Origin of the sequence: Streptomyces sp. NPDC046900, assembly GCF_040644975.1 — a bacterium.
Taxonomy (GTDB): Bacteria; Actinomycetota; Actinomycetes; order Streptomycetales; family Streptomycetaceae; genus Streptomyces.
This window is the reverse complement of sequence record NZ_JBEYXD010000135.1, coordinates 1-14,304: the sequence shown is the minus strand read 5'-3', so window position 1 is coordinate 14,304 and position 14,304 is coordinate 1. Positions and strand designations below refer to the sequence as shown.

13 protein-coding genes and 2 pseudogenes are annotated in these 14,304 nt (G+C 72.9%); 12 read left to right on the top strand and 3 right to left on the bottom strand.

Annotated features, from left to right (window positions below):
* Nucleotides 1-634 (bottom strand): annotated as a pseudogene (locus ABZ904_RS47585) (hypothetical protein); the annotation flags it as partial.
* A gap of 258 nt (nucleotides 635-892) precedes the next feature.
* On the opposite strand from ABZ904_RS47585, the gene ABZ904_RS47580 reads away from it, so the two are divergent.
* Complete coding sequence (locus ABZ904_RS47580; protein ID WP_359391755.1) at nucleotides 893-1,678, top strand: hypothetical protein; 786 nt, start codon at nucleotides 893-895, stop codon at nucleotides 1,676-1,678.
* Nucleotides 1,679-1,745: 67 nt separating this feature from the next.
* On the opposite strand, the gene ABZ904_RS47575 is transcribed toward ABZ904_RS47580, so the two are convergent.
* Nucleotides 1,746-3,047 carry a DUF1015 domain-containing protein gene (locus tag ABZ904_RS47575; protein WP_359391628.1) on the bottom strand — a complete coding sequence of 434 codons (1,302 nt, stop codon included), beginning with the start codon at nucleotides 3,045-3,047 and terminating at the stop codon, nucleotides 1,746-1,748.
* 71 nt (nucleotides 3,048-3,118) lie between these two features.
* On the opposite strand from ABZ904_RS47575, the gene ABZ904_RS47570 reads away from it, so the two are divergent.
* The 4 genes from ABZ904_RS47570 to ABZ904_RS47555 are packed head-to-tail and all read left to right on the top strand — an operon-like array spanning nucleotide 3,119 to nucleotide 7,137.
* Nucleotides 3,119-4,147 (top strand): HAD-IIA family hydrolase, encoded by a 1,029-nt coding sequence (locus ABZ904_RS47570; RefSeq protein ID WP_359391629.1) that lies wholly within the window; start codon nucleotides 3,119-3,121, stop codon nucleotides 4,145-4,147.
* 55 nt (nucleotides 4,148-4,202) lie between these two features.
* Complete coding sequence (locus tag ABZ904_RS47565; RefSeq protein ID WP_361004908.1) at nucleotides 4,203-5,246, top strand: iron chelate uptake ABC transporter family permease subunit; 1,044 nt, start codon at nucleotides 4,203-4,205, stop codon at nucleotides 5,244-5,246.
* Nucleotides 5,243-6,280: an iron chelate uptake ABC transporter family permease subunit gene (locus ABZ904_RS47560; RefSeq protein WP_361004911.1), complete on the top strand. Its 1,038-nt coding sequence runs from the start codon at nucleotides 5,243-5,245 to the stop codon at nucleotides 6,278-6,280. The genes ABZ904_RS47565 and ABZ904_RS47560 overlap by 4 nt, the downstream gene beginning before the upstream one ends.
* Nucleotides 6,277-7,137 (top strand): ABC transporter ATP-binding protein, encoded by an 861-nt coding sequence (locus ABZ904_RS47555; protein ID WP_359391632.1) that lies wholly within the window; start codon nucleotides 6,277-6,279, stop codon nucleotides 7,135-7,137. The genes ABZ904_RS47560 and ABZ904_RS47555 overlap by 4 nt, the downstream gene beginning before the upstream one ends.
* 41 nt (nucleotides 7,138-7,178) lie before the next feature.
* Here the strand turns inward: ABZ904_RS47555 and ABZ904_RS47550 are convergent, their stop codons facing one another.
* A complete protein-coding gene (locus ABZ904_RS47550; protein WP_359391633.1) occupies nucleotides 7,179-7,526 on the bottom strand; it encodes an alkyl sulfatase C-terminal domain-containing protein in 348 nt (115 codons plus the stop codon).
* A gap of 42 nt (nucleotides 7,527-7,568) precedes the next feature.
* Here ABZ904_RS47550 and ABZ904_RS47545 point away from each other — a divergent pair, with 42 nt between their 5' ends.
* From ABZ904_RS47545 to ABZ904_RS47515, 7 genes and pseudogenes are all read left to right on the top strand, one after another.
* On the top strand, nucleotides 7,569-7,883 hold the full coding sequence (locus ABZ904_RS47545) for a hypothetical protein (protein WP_359391634.1): 315 nt from the start codon (nucleotides 7,569-7,571) through the stop codon (nucleotides 7,881-7,883).
* A gap of 7 nt (nucleotides 7,884-7,890) precedes the next feature.
* Nucleotides 7,891-8,706: a TlyA family RNA methyltransferase gene (locus tag ABZ904_RS47540; RefSeq protein WP_359391635.1), complete on the top strand. Its 816-nt coding sequence runs from the start codon at nucleotides 7,891-7,893 to the stop codon at nucleotides 8,704-8,706.
* Nucleotides 8,703-9,608, top strand: coding sequence for an NAD kinase (locus tag ABZ904_RS47535; protein WP_359391636.1), 906 nt, complete (start codon nucleotides 8,703-8,705; stop codon nucleotides 9,606-9,608). The genes ABZ904_RS47540 and ABZ904_RS47535 overlap by 4 nt, the downstream gene beginning before the upstream one ends.
* A gap of 142 nt (nucleotides 9,609-9,750) precedes the next feature.
* The gene (gene recN / locus ABZ904_RS47530) at nucleotides 9,751-11,469 is read left to right on the top strand and encodes a DNA repair protein RecN (RefSeq protein WP_359391756.1); all 1,719 of its coding nucleotides are present in this window, start codon (nucleotides 9,751-9,753) and stop codon (nucleotides 11,467-11,469) included.
* A gap of 38 nt (nucleotides 11,470-11,507) precedes the next feature.
* Entirely contained in the window at nucleotides 11,508-12,380 is an 873-nt protein-coding gene (locus tag ABZ904_RS47525; RefSeq protein WP_359391637.1) for a hypothetical protein, read from the top strand.
* A 186-nt stretch (nucleotides 12,381-12,566) separates the two neighbouring features.
* On the top strand, nucleotides 12,567-13,703 hold the full coding sequence (locus ABZ904_RS47520; RefSeq protein ID WP_361004918.1) for a glycosyltransferase family 4 protein: 1,137 nt from the start codon (nucleotides 12,567-12,569) through the stop codon (nucleotides 13,701-13,703).
* 242 nt (nucleotides 13,704-13,945) lie between these two features.
* Nucleotides 13,946-14,304: pseudogene (locus ABZ904_RS47515) on the top strand (hypothetical protein); the annotation flags it as partial.

Below are 14,304 nucleotides of genomic sequence, written 5' to 3'. Positions count from 1 at the left end.
CCGTGGTGGCTCCGGGGACCGGGGCGGCTTCCGCCGTGACGACCGTGGTGGCTCCGGGGACCGGGGCGGCTTCCGCCGTGACGACCGTGGTGGCTCCGGGGACCGGGGCGGCTTCCGCCGTGACGACCGTGGTGGCTCCGGCGACCGGGGCGGACGTCCCTCCTTCCGCCGCGACGAACGTCCGGGGGGCCCGCGCCGTGACGATCGCGACCGGGACTTCCGCCGGGACGGTGACCGCCCCGCCCACCGGCGCGACGACGACCGCGGTGGGTACGGCCGCCGTGACGACGACCGGGGTGGCTACGGCCGGCGCGACGACACCCGCACTGGTTACGGCCGACGTGACGACGACCGTGGTGAGCGCCGTGACGACCGTGACCGCGGTTTCCGCCGGGACGACCAGCGCGGCGGCTTTGGTCGGCGCGACGACCGCCGTGGAGACGACCGTCATGGCGACGACCGCGGTGGCTTCCGCCGTGATGACCGTCGCGACGACCGCCGTGGAGACGATCGTCGTGGGGACGACCGCGGCGGCTTCCGGCGCGACGACCGTCGTGACGACCGTAGGGACGGCGAGCGCACGGGCTACGGTCGGCGCGACGACCGCGGCGGCTACGGAGACCGCGCCGGTCACGGAGACCGTGGCGGCTATGGAGACCGTGCCGGGTACGGCCGTCGTGACGACCGCGGCGGTGAGCGCGGTGGCTTCCGTGGTCGCGACGACCGTGGCGACCGCGGTGCCGGTGCGCGCGGTCCGCGTCGTGATGACCGCGGCGCCCGCCCCGGTGGCTTCCGTGGTCGCGACGACCGTCGTGGTGACGACCGTCGCGGTGCGGGTCCTCGGTTCCGTGAGGAGCGGGACCGCGACCGCGACCGCGAGCCCATCAAGCGGCTGCCGATCCCCGAGGACGTCACCGGCGAGGAGATCGACAAGGACGTACGGCAGGAGCTGCAGAGCCTGCCCAAGACGCTCGCCGAGGACGTCGCCAAGAACCTGGTGATGGTCGCCAGGCTCATCGACGAGGACCCGGAGGGCGCGTACGCGTACTCCAAGGTGGCGCTGCGTCTCGCGTCCCGTGTCGCCGCCGTGCGTGAGGCGGCCGGCTTCGCCGCGTACGCCAACCAGAAGTACGGGGAGGCACTCGGCGAGTTCCGGGCCGCCCGGCGCATGACCGGGAACACCGACCTGTGGCCGGTCATGGCCGACTGCGAGCGCGGTCTCGGGCGGCCCGAGAAGGCGCTCGACATGGCAGGTGCCCCGGAGGTGCACAAGCTCGACAAGGCGGGTCAGGTCGAGATGCGGCTCGTCGCGGCCGGTGCGCGCCGGGACATGGGGCAGCTCGACGCGGCCATCGTGACGCTGCAGAGCCCGGAGCTGGCCTCCAACGCCGTACAGCCGTGGACGGCGCGGTTGCGCTACGCGTACGCCGACGCGCTCCTCGCGGCCGGGCGCGAGAGCGAGGCCCGCGACTGGTTCGCCAAGGCCGTCGAGGCGGACAAGGACGGCAGCACGGATGCCTCCGACCGGCTCGCCGAACTGGACGGCGTGGAGTTCCTCGACGCGCTCGACGATGAGTCGGACGGCGAGAGCGAAGGCGACCCGCTGCCCTCGGACGCGGCTGCCGGGCAGGACGAGGAGAGCGAGAAGGGCGATTCCGAAGACGACGACGAGCGCTGACCCGACTGGTTGACGGGGCGGGGATCCTCAGCGGATCCCCGCCCCGTCGTCACGCAGGGAGCGGCTTTCAGACCGCCTCGGGTGGCGCCAGGGCCCGGAGCACCAGTCCCGAGGCCGGCTTGGGACCGAACGACGTCGACTTGCGCGGCATCGTCACGCCCTGCCTGGCCAGTTCGCGTACGACCTCCTCGCGGACCGGGTGCATCAGCACGGCCGTCCCGCCGTCCCGCTCGGCCTTCTCGACCGTGGCGGCGGTGTCGTGGATGTAGGCGATGTGATCGGGCGAGTCCTCGGGAATGCGCCAGATGTTCTCGAGCAGCGTCGCGTGCAGGACCGTCGCGTCCAGGGTGCGCCAGGCCTCCGGGCGGTCCGCCCGGACCGTGCGCGCCAGGACGTCCGGGGAGGGCCGGTCGACCAGGTGGAAGGCGCCGTCGCCCGCCAGCAGGAACGCGTTGCCGGCGCAGGACGCGTCGGCCAGCGCCGCCATGGCCTCGGGCAGTGAGACGTGCAGGTCGCGTACGCGGAACAGGCCCGTGAGGGCGGACAGCGCCTCGGCGACCGGAAGGCGGTGCAGCAGGCGGTGGATCGCGCGGACCCGGAGGGGATAGCGGGCGGTGTCCACGAGGAGGACCAGACCGTAGTCCCAGGGGCTGGGGGAGGTGTGCTCCGCGCGTAGACGCAGATACGTCGCCCAGCGGTGGTGCCCGTCGGCGATCAGGGCCTGGTGGTGGGCCAGGTCCATCTGGATCTCGGCGAGGTCGACTGGATCCGTCACCGCCCAGAGGCAGTGGCTGAAACCGTCCTCGGTGGTGGTGCACAACAGAGGCGGGCCCTCGGCGGTGCTCTCGATGACGGCCGCCGCACCGGTTTCAGAGCCCTTGCCGCGGTAGGTCAGCAGCAGCGGTTCGAGGTTGGCGGAGGTCGCGCGCATCAGGGCCGCGCGGTCGGCGATCACATGCGGCATCACGTCCTCGTGGGGCAGGACCACACCGTCCGACGGATGGGACACGCGCAGGGCGCCGATGATGCCGCGTTGCAGCACACCGCCGCCTCGCTGTTCGTAGACGTAGAGTCCCGGCTCGGCGTCGGCGGTCAGGATCCCCTCGGTGACCCAGCGGCGCATGGTCTCCGCCGCCTGCTTGTTGCGTGCGGCGGGGGTGGAAGCCTGGGGGAGGATCAGCCGGACGATGTTGTGCGGATCGGCCGATTCGAGGTGGAGCAGCCCGTCCGGGCGTACGACGACGTCATACGGCGGGGAGGTGACCGCGGCGAGGCTGCCGACGCGGTCGGGGTCATAGCGCAGGCCCCGGAAAGGGCTCAGTTCAAGGCCCGTGTGCGCCGGTACGTCCCAGGGACCTGCAGTGTTCATTGATGCATCGTAAGTGTGCGGGCGTCGTGCGGGATGATCGGGGGAAACGAGCGAGCGAGGAGCGATGCGTAATGAGCCGGACCGTCAGGACACAGCCGGAGGGCAGTGCGCAGCCCCTGAACGAGGCGTACGACACCGCTCTGCTGGACCTGGACGGGGTGGTGTACGCCGGCGGGAACGCGATTCCGCACGCCGTGGAGTCCCTCGGTACCGCCCGTTCGGGCGGAATGCATCTGGCGTACGTCACGAACAACGCGCTGCGCACACCGGACGCGGTGGCCGCACACCTCACGGAGTTGGGGATACCGGCGCAGGCGTCCGACGTCATCACCTCGGCGCAGGCGGTCGCCCGGCTGATCAGTGAGCAGGTGCCCGCCGGGTCCCGCGTGCTGGTCGTCGGTGGCGAGGGACTGCGCGTCGCCCTGCGGGAGCGGGGGCTCACACCCGTGGAGTCGGCCGAGGCCGACCCGGTGGCCGTGGTGCAGGGATACGGCGGTCCGGAGCTCCAGTGGGGGCGTTTCGCGGAGGCCTGCTATGCCGTCGCGCGCGGTGTGCCGTGGTTCGCGTCCAACACGGATCTGACGATCCCGAGCGCCCGGGGGATCGCGCCGGGCAACGGGGCGGCCGTGGAGGTCGTACGGATCGCGACGGGTGCCGAACCGCAGGTGGCGGGCAAGCCGCTGCCGCCGATGCACCGGGAGACGATTCTGCGGACGGGCGCGCGGCGGCCGCTGGTGGTCGGGGACCGGCTGGACACGGACATCGAGGGCGCGTTCAACGGCGGGGTCGACTCCCTGCTGGTGCTGACGGGAGTGACGGACGGGACCCGGTTGCTCGCCGCCCTGCCGCAGCACCGGCCGACCTATGTGGATGAGGACCTGAGGGGCCTGCTCACCGGTCAGCCGGACGTCGTCGCGTCGGGTGACGGCTTCCGCTGCGGCGGCTGGACGGCGACGGCGGGCAAGGAGCGGCTCGAGCTGGAGGGCGAGGGCGGGACCCTGGACGGGCTGCGGGCGTTGTGCGCGGCGGCCTGGACGGCGGCCGGTACGAGTCCGTGCGAGCTGGACGGCGGGAAGGCGCTGGCGCGACTCGGTCTGTGAGGGGGAGGACGGCCACCCCGTCGAGCCCATAGCGAGGGTAGGCTAACCTAACCTCGTGTTGGTCGACAGTCCTCCCGAATCACGCGCGGAGCTCGCCTCCGCGTCCCCGACTCGGAGGGTGACACGGGCTCTTGGGCTCCTCGTCTCCCTCCTGACCCTGGCGCTCGTCGCGCTGGCGAGCATCGCGATCGGTGCGAAGGGGCTGTCACCGGCCCAGGTCTGGCACGGCCTGTTCCACGACTCGGGGACGTATGCCGACGTCGTGGTGGGCGACCGCCTCGCCCGCACGGCCCTCGGGCTGCTCGCCGGCGCCGCCCTCGGCCTGTCCGGTGCCGTCCTCCAGGCGCTCACCCGCAATCCGCTGGCCGACCCCGGCCTGCTCGGTATCAACGCGGGCGCGTCGGCGGCGGTCGTCACCGCGATCACGTATTTCGGTGTCACGAGCCTGAGCGGCTACGTCTGGTTCGCCTTCCTCGGCGCGGCCGCCATCGGGGCCCTGGTGTGGTTCCTCGGCGGCAGCCGGGGCGCCACGCCCGTCAGGCTCGCGCTCGCCGGCACCGCGATCAGCGCGGCGCTCTACGGCTACCTCCAGGCCGTGATGATCACGGACGACGCGGCGCTCGGCAAGATGCGCTTCTGGACCGTCGGCTCACTGGCGTCGGCCACCGACTCGACCATCACCCAGGTCCTGCCGTTCCTGCTGGCCGGGACCGTCGTCGCGTTGGCCGTGGCCAGGCCGTTGAACGCCGTGGCGATGGGTGACGACACCGCCCGCGCCCTGGGCGCCGACCTCGACCGCACCCGCGCCCTGTCCATGGCCGCCGCCACCGTGCTGTGCGGGGCGGCCACCGCTGCCTGCGGGCCGATCGCGTTCGTCGGGCTGATGGTGCCGCACGCCGTGCGGTCGTTCACGGGTCCCGACCTGCGCTGGATCCTGCCGTACGCGGCCGTCCTGTCGCCCGTGCTGCTGCTGGGCGCCGACGTCCTCGGCCGGGTCGTCGCCCGGCCCGCCGAACTCCAGGTGGGCATCGTGACCGCGGTCATCGGCGGCCCGGTCTTCGTCTTCCTCGTACGGCGCAGGAGGACGGCGCAGCTGTGAAGACCACCCGTACGTTCCGCACCCCCGGCGGACTCTCCGTGCGCCTGGACGTCCGGGCGTTCACCGTCGTCGTGCTGCTCCTGGTCGCCGCGCTCACCGCGAGCGTCGTACTGATCGGGACGGGCGACTACTCGATCCCGGCGGGGGACGTCCTCAGGGCGCTGGTCGGCGACGGCAACCCGGGGCAGGAGTTCATCGTCACCGAACTGCGTCTGCCGCGCGTGCTCGTCGGGCTGCTGGTCGGGGCCTCGCTCGGTCTCGGCGGTGCGCTCTTTCAGTCCGTCACGCGCAACCCGCTGGGCAGCCCGGACGTGCTGGGTCTCGGGCAGGGCTCGACGGCCGGGGCACTCGTGATGATCGTGCTGTTCTCCGGGAGCGCCACACAGGTCACCGTGGGCGCCCTCGTCGGCGGCCTGGTGACCGGGCTCGCCATTTATCTGCTGGCCTGGAAGCAAGGCGTGCACGGCTATCGGCTGGTCCTGGTCGGCATCGGCGTGTCGGCCGTCGTCACGGCGGTCAACGGCTATCTGCTCACCAAGGCCGACATCGTCGACGCGACCCGCGCGATCGTCTGGATGACCGGCTCTCTCAACGGCCGCGACTGGGACCAGGTGTGGCCGCTGCTCCTGATGTGCGCCGTCCTCGTCCCCCTGGTCCTCGGCAACGCCCGGGGCCTGCGGATGATGGAGATGGGCGACGACGTCTCGTACGCCCTCGGGGTGCGCGTCGAACGCGTACGGCTGCTGCTGATGGTCTCCGCCGTGCTGCTCACCGCCGGCGCCACCGCCGCCGCGGGCCCGGTCGGGTTCGTGGCGCTCACCGCACCGCAGCTCGCGCGCCGGCTCACTCACTCGCCCGGCCCGAACCTGCTGCCCTCCATGACCATGGGCGCCACCCTGCTCGTCGCGGCCGACTGGGCCTCCCAACGGGTCTTCGGCGCGGACCAGCTGCCGGTCGGCGTGGTCACCGGAGTGCTCGGCGGCGTCTACCTGCTGTGGCTGCTGGTCAGCGAGCGACGGGCGGGCCGCATATGAGCGCCGCCGGCGGACCCGACACGAACGTCATGAGGAGCACTGTGAACCGCCTCTCCGCGGACAACGTCACCCTTGCCTACGACCAGCGCGTGATCGCCGAGCAGTTGTCCGTGGAGATCCCCGACAACTCCTTCACGGTGATCGTCGGCCCGAACGCCTGCGGCAAGTCCACGCTGCTGCGCGCCCTGTCCAGGATGCTCAAGCCGTCCCAGGGGCGGGTGCTGCTCGACGGGCAGGCCATCCAGTCACTGCCGGCGAAGAAGGTGGCGCGGACCCTGGGGCTGCTGCCGCAGTCCTCGATCGCGCCCGACGGGATCACCGTCGGCGACCTCGTGGGCCGCGGCCGCTATCCGCACCAGGGACTCCTGCGCCAGTGGTCCGGCGAGGACGAGCGGGTCGTCCAGGAGTCGATGGCGCAGACCGGCGTCGCGGAGCTCGCCGACCGCTATGTCGACGAGCTCTCCGGCGGCCAGCGGCAGCGGGTGTGGATCGCCATGGCGCTCGCCCAGCAGACACCGCTGCTGCTGCTCGACGAGCCGACCACGTATCTCGACATCCAGCATCAGATAGACGTGCTCGACCTGTGCGCGCAGCTGCACGAGGAGCAGGGGCGCACGCTCGTCGCGGTGCTTCACGACCTCAACCACGCCGCCCGGTACGCCACCCATCTGATCGCCCTGCGCGCCGGCAAGGTGATCGCCGAGGGCGCTCCGAACGACATCGTCACGGCCGGGCTGGTGGAGGAGGTCTTCGGGCTGCGCTGTCAGGTCATCGACGATCCGGAGACCGGGACGCCGCTGGTGGTGCCGGCGGCTCGCAAGGCACGCGCCCGTACGACGGCCGAGAAGGCCTCCTGAGGCGTCTGGCGCGGGAGTGGGGGGCCTCGGGCGCCGGGGGCCTACAGAAGCTTTCTGAGGCGGAACACGTCGAGCAGGGCCGCCTCCAGCTTCACCCGGCCCGAGCCCCAGGCCTTGGCGAAGTTCAGCTCGCCGTCGACCATCGCCACCAGGTCGTCGCCGGTCATCGTCAGCCGGATCTGGGCCTTCTCGGGCGGCGGTCCCTGGATCGTGTCGAGCACCTCGATCCGGCCGTCCCTGAGGCGGCCGAGGAAGCTGATGTCCAGGTCGGTGATCCGGCAGCTGAGCGAGCGGTCCATGCCGGCGGCCGCCCGGACGTCGCCGTCGGCGCCCGCCAGGTTGTCGGAGAGCTTGTCGAGTGCGCTGCGGCACTCCTCAATGGTCACCATTGTCAGCGACGGTACCTCAGCGCTTCGAGGTAGCGTCGGGGCATGAGCGACTCAGTGCCCGAGGCCGAGGTCCCGACGGAGGCGGCGGTACCGGATCCGGACGCCCCGGACGGCACCGCCTTCGAACCGGAGAACGACCCGGCCGCGCCCGCCCCGCTGAACGTGCCCCGGACCCCCACCGGCGACGCCGACGTCGACGCACAGCTGGAACGGCTGGCGGACGCCGACCACCTCGCCACGGACGGCCATGTGGAGGTGTACGAGGATGTACACAGGGGGCTGCGCGACGCGCTCACCGCGCTCGACGCCCGCCCGGGACCTCCGGCGCCCCCGTCGCCGTACGGACACAGGAGCTGAACCGAACGTGGCAGGAGTCGCACGCCGCCGTCTGGACGCGGAGCTGGTCCGCCGGAAGCTCGCGCGTTCGCGCGAGCACGCCGGCCAGCTGATCGCCGCGGGCCGGGTCACCGTCGGCAAGACCGTCGCCACCAAGTCCGCCACCCAAGTGGAGACCGCGGCGGCCATCGTCGTCGCACAGGACGGCAGCGACCCCGACTACGTGTCCCGGGGCGGCCACAAGCTCGCGGGCGCCCTGGAGGTCTTCGTACCGCAGGGCCTGAAGGTCGGGGGGCGGCGCGCGCTCGACGCAGGTGCGTCCACCGGTGGCTTCACCGACGTCCTGCTGCGCGCGGGCGCCGCCCATGTCGTCGCAGTGGACGTCGGATACGGACAACTGGCCTGGACTCTGCAGAGCGATGAACGCGTCACCGTCAAGGACCGTACGAACGTACGCGAGTTGACGCTCGAAGCGATCGATGGGGAGCCTGTGGATCTTGTTGTGGGAGATCTGTCCTTCATCCCGCTCGGACTGGTGCTGCCCGCCCTGGTGCGGTGCGCGAAGCCGGACGCCGACCTGGTGATGATGGTCAAGCCCCAGTTCGAGGTGGGCAAGGAACGGCTGGGCAGCGGAGGCGTCGTCCGCAGCCCGCACCTGCGTGCGGAGGCCGTGCGCGGGGTGGCCGAGCGTGCCGCGGAGCTGGGACTCGGCGTCAAGGGTGTGACGGCCAGCCCGTTGCCCGGACCCTCGGGCAACGTCGAGTACTTTCTGTGGCTGCGAGCCGGAGCACCCGCACTGGATCCGGCCGACGTTGACCGTGCAGTGGCGGAGGGGCCGCGTTGACACAGATCCCAGGTCGTACTGTCTTCCTTCTCGCCCACACCGGGCGGCCCGCGGCCATCCGCAGTGCCGAGCTCGTGGTCAAGGGGCTGCTCAGGTGCGGCATCGGCGTGCGCGTCCTGGAGGCCGAGGCGGAGGACCTGCCTCTGTCGGACGAGGTGGAGCTCGTCAAGGAGGCGACTCCCCAGTGCCTGGACGGCTGCGAGCTGCTCATCGTGCTCGGCGGTGACGGCACGCTCCTGCGCGGTGCGGAGTTCGCCCGCGCCTCCGGGGTGCCGATGCTCGGCGTCAACCTCGGCCGGGTCGGCTTCCTCGCCGAGGCCGAGCGCGACGACCTCGACCGGGTCGTCGACCGGGTCGTGATGAAGGCGTACGAGGTCGAGGAGCGCATGACCGTCGACGTCGTCGTGCACAAGAACGGCGACATCGTGCACACCGACTGGGCGCTGAACGAGGCGGCCGTGCAGAAGGTCTCCGCCGAGAAACTTCTGGAGGTCGTCCTGGAGATCGACGGGCGGCCGGTGACCGGGTTCGGCTGCGACGGCATCGTCTGCGCCACGCCCACCGGGTCGACCGCCTACGCCTTCTCCGCAGGCGGGCCCGTGGTGTGGCCGGAGGTGGAGGCGCTGCTGATGGTGCCGATCAGTGCGCACGCGCTGTTCGCCAAGCCGCTGGTGACCTCGCCGAACTCCGTGCTCGCCGTGGAGGTGCAGCCGGACACCCCGCACGGGGTGCTGTGGTGCGACGGGCGCCGGACGGTGGAGCTGCCCGAGGGGGCACGGGTCGAGGTGCGGCGGGGAGCGGTTCCGGTGCGGCTGGCCCGGCTGCACCACGCCTCCTTCACGGACCGGCTGGTGGCCAAGTTCGCGCTGCCCGTGTCCGGGTGGCGGGGGGCGCCGCACTAGGGGCCGCCGGGGGCGCGGTACCTCGCGGGGGTGATATGCGCCGCTCGGTGCCGTTCCGCCACCTGCGCCTTCGCGTGAGCGGGCCGGGGGCCGTCGCACATCCCCCGGCCGACCTCGTAAGGTCTTCTCCGTGTTGGAGGAGATGCGGATACGGTCGCTCGGAGTCATCGACGACGCGGTCGTCGAGCTGTCACCCGGCTTCACCGCCGTGACCGGTGAGACGGGTGCGGGCAAGACCATGGTCGTCACCAGCCTGGCCCTGCTGCTCGGCGGACGCGCCGACCCGGCGCTCGTACGGATCGGGGCCAAGAACGCGGTCGTGGAGGGGCGGATCACCGTGCCCGAGGGCGCCACCGCGGCCGTACGCGCCGAGGAGGCCGGGGCCGAGCTGGACGACGGGGCGCTGCTGATCAGCCGTACCGTTTCCGCCGAGGGCCGCTCCCGTGCGCACCTGGGCGGACGTTCCGTGCCCGTCGGCGTGCTCGCGGAGCTGGCCGACGAACTGGTCGCCGTCCACGGGCAGACCGACCAGCAGGGACTGCTGAAACTCTCGCGGCAGCGGCAGGCACTCGACCGGTACGCCGGTGACGCGGTCGCGGTGCCGCTCACCAAGTACGGCGAGGCCTACCGGCGGCTGCGGGCCGTCTCCACCGAACTGGAGGAGATCACCACCCGCGCCCGTGAGCGGGCCCAGGAAGCCGACATGCTGCGCTTCGGGCTCGAGGAGATCGCGGCCGTGGAGCCCCGGGCCGGCGAGGACGTGGAGCTGGCCGAGGAGGCGGAGCGGCTCGGGCACGCGGAGGCGCTCGCCTCCGCGGCGACGGTCGCGCACGCCGCGCTGGCGGGCAATCCGGAGGACCCCGAGGGCGTCGACGCCTCCACCCTGGTGGCCGGTGCGCACCGGGCCCTGGAAGCGGTGCGGTCGCACGACCCGGCGCTGGCGGGGCTCGCCGAACGGATCGGGGAGATCGGGATCCTGCTCGGTGATGTGGCCGGTGAGCTGGCCGGGTACGCCGACGACCTGGACGCGGATCCGCTGCGGCTGGCCGCCGTCGAGGAACGGCGGGCCGCGCTGAACGCACTGACCCGGAAGTACGGCGAGGACGTGGGCGCCGTCCTCGCCTGGGCCGAGCAGAGCGCCGCACGGCTGACCGAACTCGACGGCGACGACGAGCGGATCGAGGAGCTCACTGCCGAGCGGGACGGGCTGCGCACCGAGCTGGGCGCGCTCGCCCAGGCGCTGACCGACGCGCGGACGGAGGCCGCCGAGCGGTTCGCCGCCGCCGTCACCGCGGAGCTGGCCTCGCTCGCCATGCCGCACGCCCGCGTCTCGTTCGAGCTCCGGCAGACGGACGACCCGGACGGCGTCGAGGTCGGCGGGCGTACCGTCGCCTACGGGCCGTCGGGCGTCGACGAGGTCGAGCTGCTGCTCGCACCCCACCCCGGCGCGCCGCCGCGGCCCATCGCCAAGGGCGCCTCCGGCGGCGAGCTGTCTCGCGTGATGCTCGCCGTGGAGGTCGTCTTCGCGGGGACGGACCCCGTGCCCACGTACCTCTTCGACGAGGTCGACGCGGGCGTCGGCGGAAAGGCGGCCGTCGAGATCGGGCGGCGCCTGGCCCGGCTCGCGAAGAGCGCGCAGGTCGTGGTCGTCACCCACCTGCCGCAGGTGGCGGCCTTCGCGGACCGGCAGCTGCTGGTGGAGAAGACGAACGACGGATCGGTGACCCGCTCGGGCGTGAAGGTTCTGCAGGGCGAGGAACGTATCCGCGAACTGTCGCGGATGCTGGCCGGCCAGGAGGACTCGGAGACGGCCCGGGCGCATGCCGAGGAACTGCTGGCGACGGCGCGGGCCGACGGGTAGCGGCCGCCCGCACCGGACGGCTCTCGTAAGGTGAAGGGATGATCACGCGCATTCCCAGGATCGTCTCGTTCGGACTCACCGCGGCCGTCACCCGCGCCGCGACCGCCGTCCTGCGCACAAGGGCTCCGGGCGGGCGCCACCGCTGGGAGCGCACGAACCACGCGGGCCGGACCGTCGGGCTGTACCCGGGCCCCGCGCTGGCCGCTGCGGCAGCGTTCGGTGCGTGGCGCGTTCACCCCGCGGCCGGGGCGGCGGTGCTCGCCGCCGGAGCGTGCGGTGCCTACGACGACGTGGCCGGTGCCGGCGACCCGCGACGCGGATTCCGGGCCCACCTCTCGGCTCTCCGGGAAGGCGAGATCACCAGCGGTGCCGTGAAACTGTTCGGTATCTCCGCCGCCGCGCTGGCCGCCGGAGCAGCGCTCAAGGAGCGGCCCGTGGACAAGGTGCTCGCGGGTGTGGTGATCGCGGGCGCCGCGCACTTCGTGAACCTCATGGACGTACGCCCCGGGCGTGCCGCCGGTGCCGTCCTCGCGCTCGGCGCTCCGGGGCTGCTGTGCGACGGCCCGGCCGGGGAACTGGCCGCCACCGCGACCGGCGCCGCGGCCGCCGTCCTCCCCGAGGATCTCGGCGCACGCGCGATGATCGGTGACACGGGCGCGCACGCCCTCGGGGCGGCGCTCGGCACCGCCGTCGCCGCCGCTTGGGGGTCGCCGCGCCCGGGGGCGACCGGGAGCGGCGGAGGAGCCGGGAGCGGAAAAGGCCGGGCCGGACTCGTCGTCCACGCGGCGGCCCTGGTGGCCGCCGCCGTGTACGGGGAGAAGGTGAGCGAGGCGGCGAGGTCGTGGCGCGTCGGAGCCCCTGGCAAGCCCTGCCGTGAGCGACGCCGGCGCCCGACTCCCTCACCCATGTGAGTGACCACACCGGTGTCCCGCGGACCGGCCCGCGGTCGTCGCACGCACCCGCCGGTGCCCCAGGACGCCCGCGCCCTGGCATGCTTGGGTCATCCGCGGAGCACCTCGCGCGGTCCACCCCCACCGCGCGATCCTTCTGTACGTTTCTTCGTGACCGTCCGATGCCGAACCAGGAGCCCCGGCCACGTGAGCCTTGCGAGCAGCCACTCACCGCACGGCCGGTCGCCGCTGCGCACCGTGCAGGTGCTCGGCGGAGGCAGCGCGGGCAGCAGCGCGCATGTGCGCATGCTGACCTCGGGTCTGGTCGCACGGGGCGTGCGCGTGAGCGTGTGCGCTCCCGTCGAGGCCGAACGCACCTATGACTTCACCGGCGTGGGCGGCCGGCACATCCCCGTCCCCCGCAGCACGGACCCCAGCGCCCTCGCCGCGCTCCGTATCGCCTGTGCGGACGCCGACCTGGTGCACGCGCACGGGCTGCACGCGGGTCTGCGCGCCGCGCTCGCGCTGAGCGGGCGGCGCATCCCGCTGGTCGTCACCTGGCACACGCAGGCGCACGTCGAGGGCGCGCGCGCTCACCTCCAGCGCCTTCTCGAACGGCGCGTGGCCAGAGCCGCCTCCCTCGTCCTCGGAACTTCCTCCGACCTCGTCGACCGGGCCCGCCGCCGCGGCGCGCGGGACGCACGGCTCGCCGCGGTCGCTCTGCCCGCACCCCGCAAACCCGTCGAGTACGACGACCCCGACCGGCCGCACCCCAAGATCCGCGCCGAACTCGGCGCCACGGACCGCCCGTTGCTCATGGCCGTCGGGTCCCTGGACCGGCACCGCGGGTACGACATGCTGCTCGACGCCTCGCGCGGCTGGCTCCGGCTCGACCCGGTGCCCCTGGTCGTCATCGCCGGGGAGGGGCCGCTGCGCGGTGTGCTCCAGCGCCGCATCGACAGCGAGGGACTGCCGGTGCGGCTGCTCGGCCGGCGTGAGGACGCCGGGGAACTGCTGGCCGCCGCCGACCTCGCGCTGCTGACGAGCAGTTGGGAGTCCCGGTCCGTTCTCGCCCAGGAGGCCCTGCACGCCCGGGTGCCGCTGGTCGCCACGGACGTCGGCGGCATCCGCGAACTGGTCGGCGACGCGGCCGAACTCGTGCCGTACGGGAACGTGGGGGCGCTCGCCACCGCCGTCGTACGGGTCCTCGGCGATCCGGCGCGGCGCGAGCTGCTGAAGGAGCAGGGCACCCGGCAGGCCGCCGGCTGGCCGACCGAGGACGAGACGGTGGCACAAGTCCTCAGCGTCTACGATGAGTTGACGCAGATCGTGCCCTACGCGTAGACGCGCAGAGGTTTCTCTCGGAGGGCGACCACCGCGAGCGGCACGCGGGCAACGCGGCGCCTCTCGACGAACGATTGTGACCAGCGCGTTCGCTGCGTGACCCGGACAACTGCCGCAGGTCGATGCCCGGGAGCCGCAGACCGGTCATTCCGAGATCATCCGCCGTCCACCAAGCCGGATCAGGGTCTGAACGCTTCCAGCGCATTCATCGTGCACCCTTCACCGACCTTGCTGAGGACAACATGTGCCTTGACGGACACTGCGAGCACAACGCGGAACCCTTCGAACCCGACGCCGCGGGTGCCGACGACGCGGGTGCCGGAATGGGGCGGCGACGGCTGCTCACCGCGGGGATGGCCGGTGCCGCCGCGCTGACCCTCGCCCCGGTCTCCTTCGCGCACGCGGCCGATGGCACCTCCGGCGGCACTGCCCCGACCAGCGGCGACGAGACCCGCGTCATCACCGGGTTCCTGGAGACCGGGGTCGCGGACTTCGTCTACCTCCCCGTCGAGGTCCCCAAGGGCGTGCAGAAGATCGCCGTGTCGTACTCCTACGACAAGCCGGCCGTCCCCTCCGGCACCCCGGGCAACTCCTGCGACGT